The 17,182-nt window shown below is 41.9% G+C and carries 13 protein-coding genes; 11 read left to right on the forward strand and 2 right to left on the reverse strand.

Translation table 11 applies throughout. From position 1 onward, the window contains the following. Window positions 1-47 precede the first annotated feature (47 nt). Window positions 48-2,072, forward strand: a complete 2,025-nt coding sequence (locus tag ABJH64_RS03770; protein WP_348275320.1) for a M13 family metallopeptidase — start codon at window positions 48-50, stop codon at window positions 2,070-2,072. A gap of 104 nt (window positions 2,073-2,176) precedes the next feature. On the opposite strand, the gene ABJH64_RS03775 is transcribed toward ABJH64_RS03770, so the two are convergent. After that, complete coding sequence (locus tag ABJH64_RS03775; protein ID WP_348275321.1) at window positions 2,177-3,088, reverse strand: oxidoreductase; 912 nt, start codon at window positions 3,086-3,088, stop codon at window positions 2,177-2,179. Window positions 3,089-3,380: 292 nt separating this feature from the next. On the opposite strand from ABJH64_RS03775, the gene ABJH64_RS03780 reads away from it, so the two are divergent. From ABJH64_RS03780 to ABJH64_RS03800, 5 genes are all read left to right on the forward strand, one after another. Continuing rightward, window positions 3,381-4,769: an NAD-dependent succinate-semialdehyde dehydrogenase gene (locus tag ABJH64_RS03780; RefSeq protein ID WP_348275322.1), complete on the forward strand. Its 1,389-nt coding sequence runs from the start codon at window positions 3,381-3,383 to the stop codon at window positions 4,767-4,769. A gap of 55 nt (window positions 4,770-4,824) precedes the next feature. Beyond that, on the forward strand, window positions 4,825-5,316 hold the full coding sequence (locus ABJH64_RS03785; RefSeq protein ID WP_348275323.1) for a pyridoxamine 5'-phosphate oxidase family protein: 492 nt from the start codon (window positions 4,825-4,827) through the stop codon (window positions 5,314-5,316). A 553-nt stretch (window positions 5,317-5,869) separates the two neighbouring features. Beyond that, window positions 5,870-7,507: a M28 family metallopeptidase gene (locus ABJH64_RS03790; RefSeq protein WP_348275324.1), complete on the forward strand. Its 1,638-nt coding sequence runs from the start codon at window positions 5,870-5,872 to the stop codon at window positions 7,505-7,507. Window positions 7,508-7,714: 207 nt separating this feature from the next. Further along, window positions 7,715-7,972, forward strand: a complete 258-nt coding sequence (locus ABJH64_RS03795) for a hypothetical protein (protein WP_348275325.1) — start codon at window positions 7,715-7,717, stop codon at window positions 7,970-7,972. A 27-nt stretch (window positions 7,973-7,999) separates the two neighbouring features. Further along, complete coding sequence (locus ABJH64_RS03800) at window positions 8,000-10,843, forward strand: pitrilysin family protein (RefSeq protein WP_348275326.1); 2,844 nt, start codon at window positions 8,000-8,002, stop codon at window positions 10,841-10,843. A gap of 275 nt (window positions 10,844-11,118) precedes the next feature. On the opposite strand, the gene ABJH64_RS03805 is transcribed toward ABJH64_RS03800, so the two are convergent. Continuing rightward, window positions 11,119-11,757, reverse strand: coding sequence for a molecular chaperone DnaJ (locus ABJH64_RS03805; RefSeq protein WP_348275327.1), 639 nt, complete (start codon window positions 11,755-11,757; stop codon window positions 11,119-11,121). A 293-nt stretch (window positions 11,758-12,050) separates the two neighbouring features. On the opposite strand from ABJH64_RS03805, the gene ABJH64_RS03810 reads away from it, so the two are divergent. The 5 genes from ABJH64_RS03810 (at window position 12,051) to ABJH64_RS03830 (ending at window position 17,161) form a co-directional block, all read left to right on the forward strand. Beyond that, a complete protein-coding gene (locus tag ABJH64_RS03810; RefSeq protein WP_348275328.1) occupies window positions 12,051-12,458 on the forward strand; it encodes a DUF4332 domain-containing protein in 408 nt (135 codons plus the stop codon). A gap of 464 nt (window positions 12,459-12,922) precedes the next feature. Next, window positions 12,923-14,461 carry a helicase HerA-like domain-containing protein gene (locus tag ABJH64_RS03815; protein WP_348275329.1) on the forward strand — a complete coding sequence of 513 codons (1,539 nt, stop codon included), beginning with the start codon at window positions 12,923-12,925 and terminating at the stop codon, window positions 14,459-14,461. A gap of 37 nt (window positions 14,462-14,498) precedes the next feature. Continuing rightward, the gene (locus tag ABJH64_RS03820; RefSeq protein WP_348275330.1) at window positions 14,499-15,704 is read left to right on the forward strand and encodes an NAD(P)/FAD-dependent oxidoreductase; all 1,206 of its coding nucleotides are present in this window, start codon (window positions 14,499-14,501) and stop codon (window positions 15,702-15,704) included. Between the two features lie 5 nt (window positions 15,705-15,709). Beyond that, entirely contained in the window at window positions 15,710-16,060 is a 351-nt protein-coding gene (locus ABJH64_RS03825; protein WP_348275331.1) for a hypothetical protein, read from the forward strand. 138 nt (window positions 16,061-16,198) lie between these two features. Further along, window positions 16,199-17,161, forward strand: coding sequence for an alpha/beta fold hydrolase (locus ABJH64_RS03830; protein ID WP_348275332.1), 963 nt, complete (start codon window positions 16,199-16,201; stop codon window positions 17,159-17,161). Window positions 17,162-17,182 lie beyond the last annotated feature (21 nt).

Below are 17,182 nucleotides of genomic sequence, written 5' to 3' on the forward strand. Positions count from 1 at the left end.
TCCGTTTTTTCATTTACCTTTTGAAAAATGAACCCAGACTTATAGCTATGAAAAAACTACTTTACGCCTCAATAATTTTGCTAGCCTCCTGTAGCCAGCAAAATTCAGAAGAAAATACCGATGCAAAGAAACAATTCGTCAGTGTGGAAGGAATAGACTCCTCCATCAAACCTGGCGACAACTTTTTCATGCATGTCAATGGCCGCTGGTATGATACTGCTCAAATTGCCAGCGATCAATCTGGTGTTGGATCCTACTCTTTTTTGAACATCCCTCAAAAACAACTCCTCGAAAATATCCTCGAGGAAGTAGCTGCAGCTGACAATCCCGCAGGAAGTATAGAGCAAAAAGTAGGGGATTTCTATGCTTCGGGAATGGACGTGGATGCTATCAACCGACGAGGTTTTGAACCTATTCAGCCTATTTTGAACAGGATCGAGGCGGTGAATTCGATACCTGAACTAATGACTTTCGTCACTGAGGAAATCAAATCTTCCTCTCAAAGCATCATCAGCGTAGGAATCTCACCTGATGATGAAAACAGCAGTATCAACATAGCGCATTTCGGTCAGACTGGTCTGGGTTTGCCTGATAGAGATTATTATTTCAAAACAGACTCTGCCTCCACAGGTATCCAAAAAGCCTATGTGACTTATCTAGCCACACTTTTCCAACTCACAGGAAGTAAAGAAACTGTAGCCCAAGCTGCCGCACAAAAAGTATATTCACTAGAGAAACAATTAGCCGAATCTCACAAAACCCGAATAGAACGAAGGGTTGTGAAAGAGAATTACAACAAAATGTCTGTTGCTGAATTGAATCGAAAACAGCCAGCGATTGGATGGTCTGCCATGCTGGATCAGTTGGGGTTGAAAACTGATTCAGTTGACATCAGGCAGCCTGCATATTATCAGGCATTGAACAGAATGCTAGAGTCAGTTCCTCTTGTCGATTGGAAAACCTACATCAAAGCGCATACACTTGCTTCCTTTGCTGATGTATTGAGCAAGCCTTTTGAAGATGCGTCTTTTGACTATCAAAAAGAAATCTCCGGTCAATCGAAGCAGTTGACTCGAGCACAGCAAATGGTTCAGAAAGTGGATCGTCAGTTGGGCTACGCCCTTGGTCAATTGTATGTGAAGCGCCACTTCAATGAAGATGCAAAGCAACGCGTGCTAGATCTGGTGAATAATCTTCAAAAAGCTTTTGAAAGCCGCATCAATCAGCTGGATTGGATGAGTGATAGCACGAAAATTCAAGCAAAAGAAAAACTCTATGCAATCACCAAAAAAATAGGTTATCCTGACAAATGGAGAACCTATGATGTTGCGATAGCGAAAGATAAGTACTTTGAAAATGTGCTCGCCTTGCGTCAAAATGATGCGAAGTTCATGCTGGACAAGTTTGGAAAGGCGCCAGACAAAGCAGAGTGGCATACCACACCTTCTACCGTCACGGCATATTACAGTCCTTCAACAAATGAGATTGTCTTTCCGGCAGGAATCCTCCAATATCCATACTTCGACCTCTACGCTGATGATGCGATCAACTATGGTGGAATTGGGATGGTAATAGGTCATGAGTTGACTCACGCCTTTGATGATCAAGGTGCTCAATATGATAAGGACGGTAATGTAAAAAACTGGTGGACCGATGAAGATTATGAGAAGTTTAAAGCAAAAACTCAACAGCTAATTGAGCGCTACGATAGTTTCACCGTATTGGATTCTGTGCACGTGAAAGGGGCCATGACCATAGGTGAAAATACCGCAGACAATGGTGCTCTTTACATAGCTTACGAAGCATTCAAATTAACGAAGCAAGGTCAGGATACGACTAGAATCGATGGATTTACGCCAGATCAGCGTTTCTGTTTATCGATCGCAAGAATCTGGCGTGTAAAAACCCGTGATGAATTCTTGAGAACTTATGTGAATACCAACTCCCATTCTCCGGCAGTTTGGCGTGTGAATGGCCCGCTGATGAATTTTGATCCATTCTACACAGCATTTAATGTGCAGCCTGGAGATAAGAATTATAAAGCTCCTGAGGACAGAATTAAAATATGGTAAGAAAAAAGTTGTTCAGGTAAACCAAACCGACTTTCTCAAATCACTAAAAACTGTTAGGTTGAAACGAGAAAGCCGGTTGTTTTTGATCATTAAAGCTTATTTTTTCAAACAGTAAATTCCGCTCCAGTCAATTCCTCAGAAAGCTTCCATAGCCTTTGCGCATCACTGATGCTCTGAGACCTATCTGAAGAGGTGACTTTACCAGGTTCACCTTTTGCCTCCATGAAGCCAGTCGGACCTATGTATTCTCCACCCTTTAATGAAGGATCCAAGGCCGCCATCAGCGTAGGTTTTGCACCATCTTTCGCATCCTGACCAATAAGCGAAGAAACAGGTCCAAAAACTAGCTGTCCTAATTTGGGTAGATGCTGACTGAGGTTTGTACTTGACAAACCTGGATGTGCAGCCAGAGACATGATGCCTAAATTCTTTTGGTCTATTCTGCGTTGCAGTTCATAAGCAAACATCAAACAGGCTAGTTTGCTCTGTCCATAGGCTGCCCATTTAGAATAGGATTTTTCGCTATTAATATCATCGAAATTAATCGTCCCGTTTTTATGAGCTATACTACTCAGACTAATTATCCTCGCATTCTTTGTCTTTTTGATTACAGGGAAAAGAAGATTAGTCAATAAAAAGTGTGAGAAATAATTCACCTGCATTTGGCTTTCAAATCCATCTTTAGTTTTGGAATAGGGTGGAACCATTATTCCCGCGTTCAAAATCAAAAAATCCAGCTGCTCATATTTTACTAGAAATTCTTCTGCAAATCCATGCACAGTATCTAGGTTTTTTAAGTCTATCAAGATGATCTCAAGATTCGCTTGAGGAACAATTTTTACAATTTTCTGCCTGGCTTTTTCAGCTTTATCGAAATCTCTACAGGCAAGAATAACCTGAGCACCCTGTTTTGCCAGACCTAAAGCAGTTTCATATCCCAGGCCAACATTTGCGCCGGTCACAACCGCGATTTTGCCCTTTTGAGAGGGCATAGATGATAGTTTGAATTTGCTCATAGTTGTATGGTTTGCTTTTTTTTAACTTAAATAAATTAATTATGTAGGTGAATTTTGCAAAAATCAATCCTATTATTAAATCTCACAGAATTGCGAGAAAGCGCAACTTTATGGATCGAAATCCGGAGCAAAAATTAAGAAGGCGGTGGTTTACCTGCTCATTTTGAGGAAAAGGTTCTACCTATCAATTTTTTAAATCTGCCTTAAAATGCCTTAATCATACAATCTAATCTTGGAATCACCTTTGATACTTTTAGGTCCATCAGATTAGTATTTTTAAAACCAACATTATATGACAACCAATAAACCAGAAGGAATAACCACTATCAACCCATTGAATGGCAAGGAAATCAAAGCCTACGCATACATGACCTCAGATGAAATGAATGATGCGATTCAAAACTGCCATGAAGCTTTCATGAATTGGCGGCATAAGGAAGTATCCGAACGCTCAACTGTGATCAAATCCATCGGAAAGGCTTTACTAGATAATAAAAAGGTGCTCGCTGCGCTCATGACCGATGAAATGGGCAAATTGCTAAGCCAAAGTATTCAAGAAATTGAGCTGTGCGCTGGGATCTGCGATTATACTGCAGCTAATGCCCCAAAAGAATTTGAAAATATTGAAAGAGATCTAGCCGATGGGGAGAAAGGAATAATCTCTTTTTCTCCTATAGGTATAGTATATGGTATTCAGCCATGGAATTACCCAGTTTATCAAGTCATGCGCTATGCCATTGCAAGTTTGGCTGCAGGAAATGGAGTGTTATTAAAGCATGCTTCAAATGTCACCGGTACCGGTGCTATGCTTGAGAAGATCTTTCATGAAGCAGGACTTCCAAAACACCTTTTCACCCAACTCATCATTGACCATGATCAATCCGACGAAGTGATCAAGCACAAACTCGTTCGCGGGGTCACATTCACCGGTAGCTCGGGAGCAGGGCGTTCGATTGGAGAGAAAGCTGGTGCAGCACTCAAAAAATCTGTGTTGGAACTAGGTAGTAATGATGCTTACCTAGTTCTCGAAGATGCTGATCTCGAAGTAGCTGTGGAAATGTGCGTAAAAGGTAGAGTCTATAACAACGGTGAAACCTGCATTGCCGCTAAGCGATTTATCGTAGTTGATGCCGTCTATGAGCCTTTCAAGAAGGCTTTTGTTGAAGCAATGAGTAACTTAAAAATGGGTGATCCCAAATCAGAGGATTCAGATCTGGGACCTATGGCTCGTAAAGATCTTAGAGACAAGATGCACGAGCAAGTCGAAGAAAGTGTGACCAAAGGGGCAGAAATTCTTTGCGGCGGGAAAATTCCTGATGGAGAAGGGTACTTTTATCCCGCTACAGTACTTGCCTCTGTAGCTCCAGGACAGTCTGCCTATGATGATGAAATATTCGGTCCAGTTGCCTCCTTGATCAAGGCTAAAGATGATGAAGATGCCATGAGAATAGCAAACGACAGCCGATTTGGCCTGGGAGGAGGAATCTTCTCTAAAGATAAAAACCGAGCGATTGAACTTGCTTCAAAACACTTTGATACAGGGATGATTTTCATCAACACCTTTGGCCTAGCCAAGCCAGCGATGCCTTTTGGTGGGGTTAAAGATTCAGGCTTTGGCAGAGAGCATGGCGGTTTTGGAATGAAGGAATTCGTAAACGTGAAGTCCATCATCTTAGGATAATCCATTTTGACCACAGCCCACACAAAAATTAACTGTTAACTAAACCATAAAAACAATGTCTAGTCCAGAACACAAACAATTTATTTGGAACTTAATAAAAGATATAAAATTCGGTATGCTCGTGACGAACGAGGATGACAGCGGATCTTTAAGATCAAGGCCCATGACCTTGGTTCAAGATGCCTACGACGGCACCTTATATTTTTACTCCAGTAAGCATGATGGAAAAGCCTTTGAGATTAAAAAAGATCGGGATGTATGTATCACCTTTTCCGATCCGGCAGGACAGGTTTATGTGTCTTTGTCAGGAAAAGCGAATTTGACAACGGATCCAGAATTGATCGATCGATACTGGAATAAATATGTGGCCGCTTGGTATCCCGAAGGAAAAGAAGATCCAAACCTGGCTATGATTGAGATCAAAATCGAAAGTGGGGAACATTGGAAAACAGATGAAAACATGTTTGCTCAACTTTATCAGATGGCAAAAGCAAATTTGACCGATTCTCAACCTGACATAGGTGAGCATGAATCATTTGGTAAATAAACTGAAAGCTTGAGACCGGAAAAGGGTTTCATGAAAAAATTTGAAACAGCCGCAAGACTTCTAGTTTTGTGGCTTTTTTTGTTTTTGCAAATAGTATTGGAATTGCCGAGGCTTTCATAAAATGTTATCCTAATAATAAGGCGTCAACATATTTCAAAGTTAGTTCTAATGGTTGAAGACTAGAAAAGTAGATATAAATATAAACTGTAGTCCTATACCCTCGGATTTACCGAGGGTCATAAATCGTCTCAATCCTTCGGGTCTTTTTCGAACTCTGAATTATAGTAATGATACATAGGTGCATTATAAATTCTGCTACTGGTTCAAAAGCGGAAATACATATACTCTTTTATGATTAAGGTGGAATAAGCAAAGTAGCAAATGTTAAACTTAAGAATTGAGGCCGCTTTGGTCATCGGTCTTCCAACCAGATAAGCAAGGAATATAAGGTGACTGGCATTAGTGCGGATAATGATATAATCTTTTCAAGATTCTTCTGTGATGGATATACTCATTAGATATCATTACCTTTTGCTGATCAAACTTATATCTCATGAATGTGAAACCCATCTACTCACTTGCTTTACTCGCAGCGATTTTTTCCTGCACTGAATCTCAAAAGGAACCCTACAAATTCCAGGTTTCTGACCTTGAACCTCACATCATCAAACTAGCATCAGATGAGTTTGAAGGCAGAATGCCTTTTTCCGAAGGAGAAACTAAAACGATTAACTACCTAGAATCAGAATTCAAATCCTTGGGTTTGGAGCCTGGAAATGGCAATTCTTATTTTCAGGATGTTCCATTAGTTTCTATTAATAGCACAGCATCCAGCGAGATGACCATCAAATCTCCAACAAATTCTGTCGTCCTGGAGGGTTTGAAGGATTATGTGATCTGGACTCAACGCACTGAAGCAGAAGTCGCTTTCGAAGATGCAGAAATTGTTTTTGCAGGTTTTGGAATCGTGGCTCCAGAGTACGGATGGGACGATTACAAGAATATTGATGTAACTGGAAAAATAGTCATGGTTTTGGTCAATGATCCGGGCTTTGGTACAGATGACGACACTTTTTTCAAAGGAAATACGATGACCTATTATGGTCGCTGGACTTACAAATACGAGGAGGCGATCCGTCAGGGAGCGTTGGGCGTGTTGATTGTGCACAATACCATTCCGGCAGGATACGGCTTCAATGTGGTTCAGAATCGCTGGAATTCTAAGCAACTTTATCTTGACGATCGCGGTTCTGATTCATATAAACTGGCTTTTGAGGGATGGGTAGCTTTGTCCACAGCGAATAAGCTTTTCGAAATGGCGGGAATGAATGAGCGTGAAATGCTCGCCAAAGCCCGGAAAGCTGATTTTCAGGCCACATCTATGAATTTGAAAGCAAGTTCTTCGCTAACGGTTGCTACCACATACGATGTGTCTAAGAATGTAATAGCTAAGGTGACGGGTTCCACCAAACCTGAGGAATACATTATTTATTCCGCCCACTGGGATCATTTAGGGATAGGCAAACCTGATGAGACTGGGGACAATATTTACAACGGCGCTCTCGATAATGCTTCTGGAACTGCTGCTTTGCTGGCTTTGGCCAAAGCTTTCAGCACGGAAGAAAAGCCAGAGCGAACGGTCATTTTCCTGGCAGTGACCGCCGAGGAGCAAGGACTTTGGGGTTCGCTATATTATGCCTTGAACCCGGTTTTCCCTAAGGAACAGACCGTGGCCAATATCAATATGGATGGAATAAATCCTTACGGAAAAATGAAAGACGTCTCCATCATAGGAGTAGGTCAAAGCGACATGGAGGATCTGCTGAACGAAGAACTGGCAAAAGTAGGGCGCTATTCTGCTCCTGATCCTACCCCAACCGCAGGATATTATTTCAGATCTGATCATTTTAGCTTCGCAAAAGTTGGCATTCCAGCTCTTTACATAGGAACGGGCATAGATCATTTTGAAAAAGGAAAAGAATACGGCAAGCAGCTAGAAGATGAATATGTGCAGAAATACTATCATAAGCCGTCCGATGAATACGATCCAACTCGTTGGAATCTTGACGGTGCAGTGGATGATGTGCAGTTGCTTTACGCAGTGGGAAGAAATCTCGCCAACTCAGCCATCTGGCCAAACTGGAAGGCGAATTCTGAATTTAGAGCAATCCGCGAGGCCTATATGAAATAGGGCTTCTTGAAAAATCATCCAAGGACAGAAAAACTGCAGGAAGTGCTTTGCTACCAGCAAGGAAACGAGCTTGAGGAAGTGTGTGAATGAGCTACTTCTTCAGGCTTCTTCTTTTGCTAGAAACAGTAATTTTAGCCCTTGGTGAAGTATTCGGTAGAGTTTACATTTCCAATCCTTTACCTTTATTGCCTTTACCAAATCAAGAATATGTTTGACGGACCAGATTACCCAAGTTCTATCAAGGAAGATCAATTTGAAGCGTGGTTAGAAGCGGGTAGAGCCAGCAAAATTAGCTATCATTTTTTGTTGATTGTGTGGAATGTTTATGACGAAAAGTACATCCCAGTCTATACCGAGACACGTGAGGAAATCAGAAACTATGAGTTCTACCCTGATGCCAAAGGCTCAGAAGCACTGATCGCAGTGTACGATTTATATTCAGAGTCCAGAATTACCGCATTTTAATACTTCAGAATTATAACAACCCAACTTATGCTTAGAAGAATAATTCCCCTTATCCTGGTATTGCTCGTGGCTGCAGGATGTGACAAAAAAGCTGATCCAATTTCTCAGGAATTCAAAGTTGAATATGAAAAATTCATTTTAGACAACGGTCTAGAAGTTGTTTTTCATATTGACAAATCTGATCCTGTAGTCGCAGTAGCGCTGACAGCTCATGTGGGCTCTGCTCGCGAAAAGGAGGGAAGAACCGGTTTTGCCCATCTTTTTGAGCATTTACTTTTTCTTGAATCAGAAAACCTAGGCAAAGGCGGCTTGGACAAAATGACTGCCCGGATAGGAGGGTCTGGAGCTAACGGTTCCACCAGTCGTGACCGGACAAATTACCTTCAGACGGTTCCCAATGATGCGTTGGAGAAAATGATCTGGGCCGAGGCGGATAAGTTGGGTTGGTTTATCAATACGGTGACTGAACCAGTTTTAGCCAAAGAAAAGCAAGTGGTGAAAAACGAAAAGCGCCAAGGTGTGGACAATCAACCTTACGGTCATACTTCCTACGTCATTGACAAAAATCTCTACCCGGCTGATCATCCATATAACTGGCAGGTAATCGGTTCCTTGGAAGATCTTCAAAACGCTAAATTGGAAGACGTCAAGGAGTTTTTTAGACGCTGGTATGTCCCGAATAACGTGACGCTTACGATCGTTGGTGATTTTGATCCTGTACAAGCCAAAGCATGGGTCAAAAAGTATTTTGATGAAATAGCTTCAGGCGATCCCATCGAGCCGATGACTCCTAGAGCTGGACAGGTGGAAACTATCAAGAAACTTTATCATGAGGATAATTTTGCGAAGCTTCCAGAACTCACATTGACCTGGCCTACCGTAGAGCAGTATCACCCTGATTCTTACGCACTGGACGTACTTACCCAATACCTCAGCAGCGGTAAAAACGCTCCTTTCAACCGTATTTTAGTCGATGATAAGAAGTTGACCTCAAATGTGAGAATGTACAATCGTACCTCTGAGTTGGCGGGTCAGGCGCAGTTGTCTGTTAGAGCATTTGCGGATAAAGACTTAGATGAGGTAGCAGTGGCGATTGATGAGGCTTTTGCCAAATTTGAGGAATCTGGAATTTCAGAAAAAGATCTAGCTCGCATCAAGGCCGGACAAGAAACTAGCTTTTACAATGCGCTTTCCAGTGTGCTGGGAAAAGGGGTTCAGCTGGCTCAATACAATATTTTCGCACATGACCCGGGCTTTATCAATCAGGATATTCAGCAAGTTTTGTCGGTGACTCCTGCAGATGTGATGCGTGTGTATGAGCAATACATAAAAGACAAAAACTACATCGCTACCAGCTTTGTCCCAAAAGGAAATCTGGAGGCTGCCTTGGAAGGGTCTGTGAAAGCTGACGTAGTGGAAGAGCAGATTGTCCAGGGAGCTGAGGAGAATTTTGATGCCTCTATACAAGCTACTTACGAAAAAGCGCCTTCGACTTTTGACCGATCGGTAGAACCTCCTTACGGAAAAACCCCGGAGCTGAAGATTCCGGATGTGTGGAAGGAAACGCTAAGCAACGGTTTGGAAGTCTATGGAATAGAAAATCATGAGGTACCACTCGTTCAGTTTACGATGGTAATCGATGGAGGGCAGTTATTGGACGATCCAGCAAAAGTAGGCGTGGCCAATCTTTTGGCGCAGCTCATGACTAAAGGTACCCAATCCAAAACCACCGCTGAACTGGAAGATGCTATAGATCAGTTGGGTGCGAGTATTAATGTGTTTGCTAGCACTGAGAGTATTAATTTGTCTGTCAATACCTTAAGCAGAAATTACGACGAGGTATTGGAGTTGGTCAATGAAATTCTGCTGGAGCCGAGATGGGATTCTGTGGAGTTTGCGCTAGCCAAACAGGCAACCAAAAGCAGGATTCTTCAGGCAGCAGGCAGTCCAACTGCTGTTGCTCAAAATGAATTTAATAAGCTGATTTATGGAGAGGGAAATAATAGAGCTCAAAATATTTTAGGTACGATTGAGTCAGTGGAATCCATCTCTTTGAACGATCTTAAGACTTATTATTCCAAAAATATTTCGCCTTCAGTAACCAACATGCATGTGGTAGGTGCACTCGGGCAGGCGGCGATTTTAGCTTCTTTGGAGGAGCTAAATACGACTTGGGAAAGTAAGGAAGTGATAATACCCACCTACGAAGCAGCAGCTAGACCTGAGCAAGCCACCGTTTATTTCTATGATATTCCTGACGCCAAGCAATCCATGCTATCGTTTGGATATCCAGCGTTGGCTTCTACGGATCCGGATTTTTATCCAGCCACTGTGATGAATTATATTTTGGGTGGAGGAGGATTTGCCTCCAGGCTTACACAAGAATTACGCGAAGGCAAAGGATACACCTATGGAATTCGATCTTCTTTTTCCGGAGGGAAAATAGCCGAACCTTTCACCATCACTAGTGGTGTGAGAAGCAATGTGACTTATGAATCGACTCAGTTAGTTAAGGACATTTTATCCTCGTATGGAGCCACTTATACTTCTGAAGACCTGCAAACTACCCAGAGCTATTTGATCAAAAGTAATGCAAGAGCATTTGAAACGGCTGGTGCAAAACTCTCTATGCTAGAGAATATCAGCGCTTTTGGCTGGGATCCTCACTACGTAAAGGATAGAGAAAAAATAGTCAATGAGATGACGGTGGAAAGAATTCAGGAGTTAGCTGTCAAATATTTGGATCCAAATAAGATGATCTGGTTAGTTGTCGGCGATGCTAAAACGCAGTTGGATGGCTTAGAAAAGCTTGGTTTTGGTAAGCCAGTGCTGATCAATCAACCGGAGATTTCTTTGGAAGTTGATAAGTAATAGGATGACTCAGTTTTGAATAGGAGACTAGCTCATTAGATAGTTTAAGAGAGCTTTTTAGAAAAAATTAAATACTTCGAGGGAATTGCTTGTTGGCTCCCTTGAAGTATTTTTTATGATCAAGTTGATTTTTTGAAATGTTGCCAGCACAAAGGCAACAGCCATGAAGAATGGCTGAACTTTAAGAATAGAGGCCGCTTCGGTCATCAGCCATCCATCGAAATAACAATCGAAGCAAAACTACTTCGTTGATTTGAGAGAAAGTCATGTAGGATTTACAGATGCTCATGCGGTTCCTCTACGTGATTGCAGATATCCTCCGAACTCAATTTGCCACTTCCATTGCAAGTCTGGCAAGAACTCACTTGCTTCAGGCTGCCTTCGCACACTGGGCAAGTAAGTCTTCCTTTTCCAGCGCATCTATCGCATTCGAAATACTCTACGATCTTGAAAATATTCATGCGCGTTACCATCCCAGAACCGCTGCAGCGACTACATCCCACTACGCCTTTTGCCTTGCAATAGCTACAGTCTTGGGCTAGCTGACGCTTGCCTTCGCAGGTGAAACAAACCTTATATCGGTAGCCTCTGCGATCGCAGAGTTGGCATTGCTGAATCTCGGAAAGAGGACTTTCGAGTCGTTTTTGTAATTCCTTTGCCCCCTCATAATACGAGCCTGTGAAGCCAGTTAGCTCGAGGTACTTGTTGAGAAAATTAGCTGAATTGTCATATTGCTTGAGCTCAAAAAGAGTCTCTGCAAATAAATAGGGCATTTCCTCAGGGAGCGGTTGACCAGAATCGATCAGGTTTCTGAAGATAGAATTGGCAGTTTCGTAGTCATTTCTCTCGATGGCAGCTTTTGCGCCTTTCATCCATTGGTCGGTTTGACCAAGATTTGGACCTATTTGCGCCATCGAAATTTGGCAAAAAGACAATGAAACGACACAACAAATGAGGAGTAAGGGAAGGTGAAATCTAAGGCTCACAGGGTTATTTTTTTACTGATGAAGCAATAAAGGTAGAAGTTTCCTGATGCTAAAGTTAATATTTCCAAAAGGTCAAATCTCCTCCTATTGTTCAAAATGAATTTTAGAAGTTAAATAATGTCTTTATTTTGGGATTGAATTATAGGACAAAGTCGATGAAAAATTCGTTGGGCTGAATCCTGAATCATCAGTCATATTATCTAATCCAAACAAAACAGGAAATGGGAAAACCAATCACAATGATCGAAAGCATAGGTCCAGTAATGAAAGAAAAACTTTCAGCAGCTGGCGTCACTACTGTAGAAGGACTATTAGAAAAAGGTGCCTCCAAAGCTGGAAGAAAAGCCATCGCAGATGCCTCAGGCTTGGATGAAAGCAAAATTCTAGTGTGGGTGAATATGGCCGATCTTTTTAGAATCAATGGAATTGCAAGCCAATTTGCTGAGCTCCTCAAAGCCGCTGGCGTAGATACTGTAAAGGAATTGAGAACCAGAAATGCAGAAAACCTGCATGCAGCTTTAGTAAAAACTCAGGAAGAAAAAGGATTAACCCGTGTGGTTCCTGCTGCTTCTAAAGTGGTGGACTTCATCGAGCAAGCTAAGTCCCTCGAACCAATGGTCACTCATTAATTACTGAATTTCAATTAATTAAAAAACCTTGATGTCCTAGCCTCAAGGTTTTTTTATGAAGAATAAGTAAAAGTTATTTGGCTAAAGAAGATAATAAAGGGCTGGAATGGTGGAGTTGATAGTTGCTTACTCACCAATTGAAAAGTACGCCAACTAATCAAAACCATCTATTTACAGGTTTTGAATGTAACTATGCTGCGACTATTAACCGAGGCAGTTCACTGCTAAGTAAAACCGAAATGATTATCCGCTTTTGTTCGAGTATGGAGTCAAAAGCAAAAAAGGATAAGTTAATCTTAAGAATTGAGGCCGCTTCGATCATCGGTCTTCCAACCAGATATGCAAGGAATATAAGTTGACTGGCATAATAGCGGATAATCATATTCTAATATTCTCCCAAACCTCCTAGGTAAGTCCCGTTTAAAAATTGTTTTTTGTAGTTTGGTTTCACAATCACTTTTATCATGAGTAAGACAGAAGAATTCATCACCCATTTGGCCGAAGGCCAGAAATACAAAAAAGATTCGATTATACTCGGTACAGGCGTATTGGACGGGGTTCCAGTCTCAGGAGCACAAGTCAAAATAGCACTTAAGACCATGAATCGACATGGTTTGATCGCAGGTGCAACAGGCACTGGAAAGACCAAAACCCTGCAAGTGATCGCGGAGCAGCTGGCTTTGAAGGGTGTTCCTTCTGTATTGATGGATTTGAAAGGTGATTTGTCTGGCCTGGCTCAGCCTGGAACTGCAAACGATTTTATCCAAAATAGATCTCAGGTGATAGGAGTGGACTATGAACCGATGGGTTTACCGATCGAATTGATGTCCATATCTAACGAAAAAGGAGTACGTCTGAAAGCTTCAGTTTCAGAGTTTGGTCCTGTTTTGATCGCGCAGATTCTAGAGCTCAACGACACACAACAAGGAGTGATCTCTCTGATTTTCCGCTACTGCGATATTAATCATTTGCCTTTGGTGGACTTGAAGGACCTCAAGCGAGTGCTTCAGTTTATTACCAATGAGGGTAAGGAAGCTATCCAAAAGGAATACGGTCAGGTTTCTTCCGCATCTGTCAATACGATAATGAGGAAAATCATCGAGCTGGAGCAGCAAGGTGCTGAGCGGTTTTTTGGTGAGAAGTCATTTGATGTAGAGGATTTTCTTCGATTAAAAGATGGCAAAGGTGTAATCTCGGTGATCCGTCTGACTGACATTCAAAGTCGCCCCAAGCTATTCTCAACCTTTATGTTAAGCTTGCTTTCTGAGATTTACGAGACATTTCCTGAGCAAGGAGATGCAGATCAGCCAAAGCTTTGCTTATTTATAGATGAGGCGCACTTGGTTTTTTCGAATGCCTCAAATGACTTGTTGGAGAAGATCGAAGCTATCGTGAAGCTGATCCGATCCAAAGGAGTTGGAGTTTATTTTTGCACCCAAACGCCAACTGATGTCCCCGATGCAATTTTGGGTCAATTGGGTCTAAAAGTCCAGCATGCACTCAGGGCCTTCACGGCAAAAGACCGAAAGGCAATTACCAAAACAGCTGAAAATTACCCTGATTCTCCATATTATGAGACCTCGAAAGTATTGACGGCGATGGGAATAGGAGAAGCATTGATCACGGCACTGAACGAAAAGGGAATTCCTACGCCCCTTGCTCATACGCTGGTGAGAGCACCGATAACTAGAATGGATATTTTGTCAGAGTCGGAAATCAACCAAGTGGTAGAGAATTCTGCACTAGTGTACAAATACAACCAGGATATAGACCGAGAGAGTGCCTTCGAAATGTTAGAAAAGAAAATGGCTGATCTGGAGGAGCTTCAAAAGAAAGCGACCTTGCCTGGTCCTAAATCCACAACCACAACTCGGAGAAGTGCTCCTCAGGAAGATTCCCTCATCGAAGAGTTAAGTAAGAATACGATGGTAAGACAACTTGGAAGAACGATTTTCCGTGAGTTGACCAGAGGAATTCTAGGCTCATTCAGTAGAAAAAGATAGCAGTATTAATTCATTGTATTTCAATAGTATATAGATTTTGAAAATAGGAGTAATAGGTGGGGGAGCAGCTGGGTTTTTCGCAGCTATCCATGCCAGCGGGCCGGGGAAAGAAGTCAGTATTTTCGAAAAATCGCCCAAGCTTTTGTCCAAGGTAAAAGTATCCGGTGGCGGCAGGTGTAACGTGACGCATCGTCCCATGGAAATCTCCAAGTTGGTCAAAAACTATCCACGTGGAGAGAAATTTTTAAAGAAAGTTTTCCCCAAATTCAAATCTGAGGACACGATCCACTGGTTTGAAAATCGGGGAGTTCGTCTGAAAGTAGAAGCTGACGGACGGATGTTCCCTGTTTCGGATGACTCCCAATCCATCATTGATGCTTTATTGAAGGAAGCTCAACAGCTCCGAATTTCTATTCGGAAATCCTGTGGCGTCCATGCTATTTTTCCATTGGATGGTCAATTCAAACTCAAAACGGATGCAGGAGATTTTCTATTTGACAAGCTCATCATCGCTACTGGCGGTCATCCTAAATCATCTAGCTATGAGTTTCTAAATCAACTCAAGCATAGTATTTTAGAGCCTATTCCCTCACTTTTTACTTTCAACACTCCCAAGGAATCTCTCCGAGAATTAATGGGTGTATCGGTGACTGATGGAGTAGTCAAAATTGAAGGCACAAAATTGAATTACCGAGGTCCAGTTCTGGTGACACATTGGGGAGTAAGCGGGCCAGCCGTTTTGAAGTTATCTGCCTTTGGTGCACAATGGTTGAAAGACACCAACTATCAGGCTACAGCTTTGATCAATTGGAATGGCGAGATGGGAGAAGGGGAGTACCAGACTAATCTGACTAATTATGCACTGGCGCACCCAAATAGGAAAGTCAGTAGCCATGCGTTATTTGAAATACCAGCAAGGCTTTGGGAACATTTTACTTACCGTTCGGGCATTGACACGAATCAATTGTATGGGGGACTGTCGAAAAAGCAAATTAATAAGTTGGTGCAGAATCTTTTTTGCTATACTTTGAGGGTCGAAGGTAAAACCACCTTCAAGGAAGAATTCGTAACTGCCGGAGGAATTAATTTGAACGAAGTAAATCCGGAAACCTTGGAAAGTAATTATCACCCCAACCTTTACTTTGCCGGCGAAGTCCTTAATATTGATGGAATAACAGGTGGCTTTAATTTTCAAGCTGCTTGGTCCACAGGATTTCTAGCAGGAAAAGCTTCATCTACTTAACGAAAATGGAACAAATCTATCCAGATCTTGATCATCTAATCCTTGAAATGTCTGACGGCGATGCAGACTTTCAAAAGCAATTGACGATGGCGATACACCAAGGCCTAGTCGAGCTCAAAGAAGTGTATGGTATAGGCTCATCAAAAAAAGATGAGGAAAAAATCCAACAAATCCGACATAAGCTCAAGCCTACTCTGAGTATGTTCGAATTATCCCATATCATCGATGAGCTACAACGCGGCAAAGAAATTATAGAAAGTGATGGTTTTGAAGGCGTTAGGTTTGAATCGCACTTCCTACGTTTGGAAGAAAAGCTGGATCTGGCGATCAAACGAGTTCACTCGCTGATGGCATAAAAAAAGGAGCTGACACCTGTCGCTCCACTTTCTTGTTCTGGCCTATGAAAAATTTTACATCACAAAAATAGGTTGAATATGTCCCCTGAATGTTAAGGGAACGTGTTCTTCATGTGAAGCTTTCTATTTTTGCCCCTCATGAGTATCATCAAATCAAGCTATTCTGGACCACCTGCTTACTTATTCAACGGTCATCTAGAAACGATCATCCCCAGTATTTTTAGAGAAATAGCAGGTGTCACTTATTCTCGAGAGACTATAGATACGCCGGACTCAGATTTTTTGAATTTGGATTGGTCAAAAGTAGGAAGTACTCGTCTGCTGATTTTATCTCATGGGTTGGAGGGGGATTCTGAGCGGCATTATGCCAGAGGAATGGTGAAGCTTTTCAATTCCCAAGGAATAGACGTACTCGTATGGAATAATCGATCCTGTGGTGGTGAGATCAATTTAAAGCCTATTTTATACCATCATGGGGCTAGCTATGATTTGGAAACTACCATTCACCATGTCCTGAAAAACCATGCCTACGCAGAAATATATCTCACAGGAATAAGTATGGGCGGCGCTCAGACGCTTAAGTATCTTGGCGAAAAAGGAAATGATTTGCCAAAAGAAATCTTACGAGCAGCCGTCTATTCTACACCTTGTAATTTGCATTCGAGTGCCCTCACCTTAAAATCCAGAAGTAATACCTTTTACAAAAACAGATTTCTAGGAAAATTAAAAGCAAAAATTCGAGCGAAGGCCATACAGTTTCCTGAGTTGATAGATTTGGAATTACTGGAGAAAGTTGTTGATTTTGATGCCTTTGACACACATTTCACAGCTAAGCTTCATGGCTTTCGGGATGCGGAAGATTTCTACAAAGGCGTAAGTGCAGATAATTGGATGCCTCATATAGCCATTCCCACGCTGATCTTAAATGCTCTCAACGATCCACTTTTAGGACCAGAGTGCTATCCTATAAAACTCGCAGAGTCAAAACGAGAGATTTCCTTGGAAACACCTCGTCGCGGTGGCCATACAGGCTTTGTGATCAGAGGAGAAGAATTTACTTATGCAGAAAAACGTATATATGATTTTTTAATCAAGCCCTAGACCTGCATTGAATTAGTAACT

It is taken from the genome of Algoriphagus sp. (assembly GCF_039969895.1).
GTDB lineage: Bacteria > Bacteroidota > Bacteroidia > Cytophagales > Cyclobacteriaceae > Algoriphagus.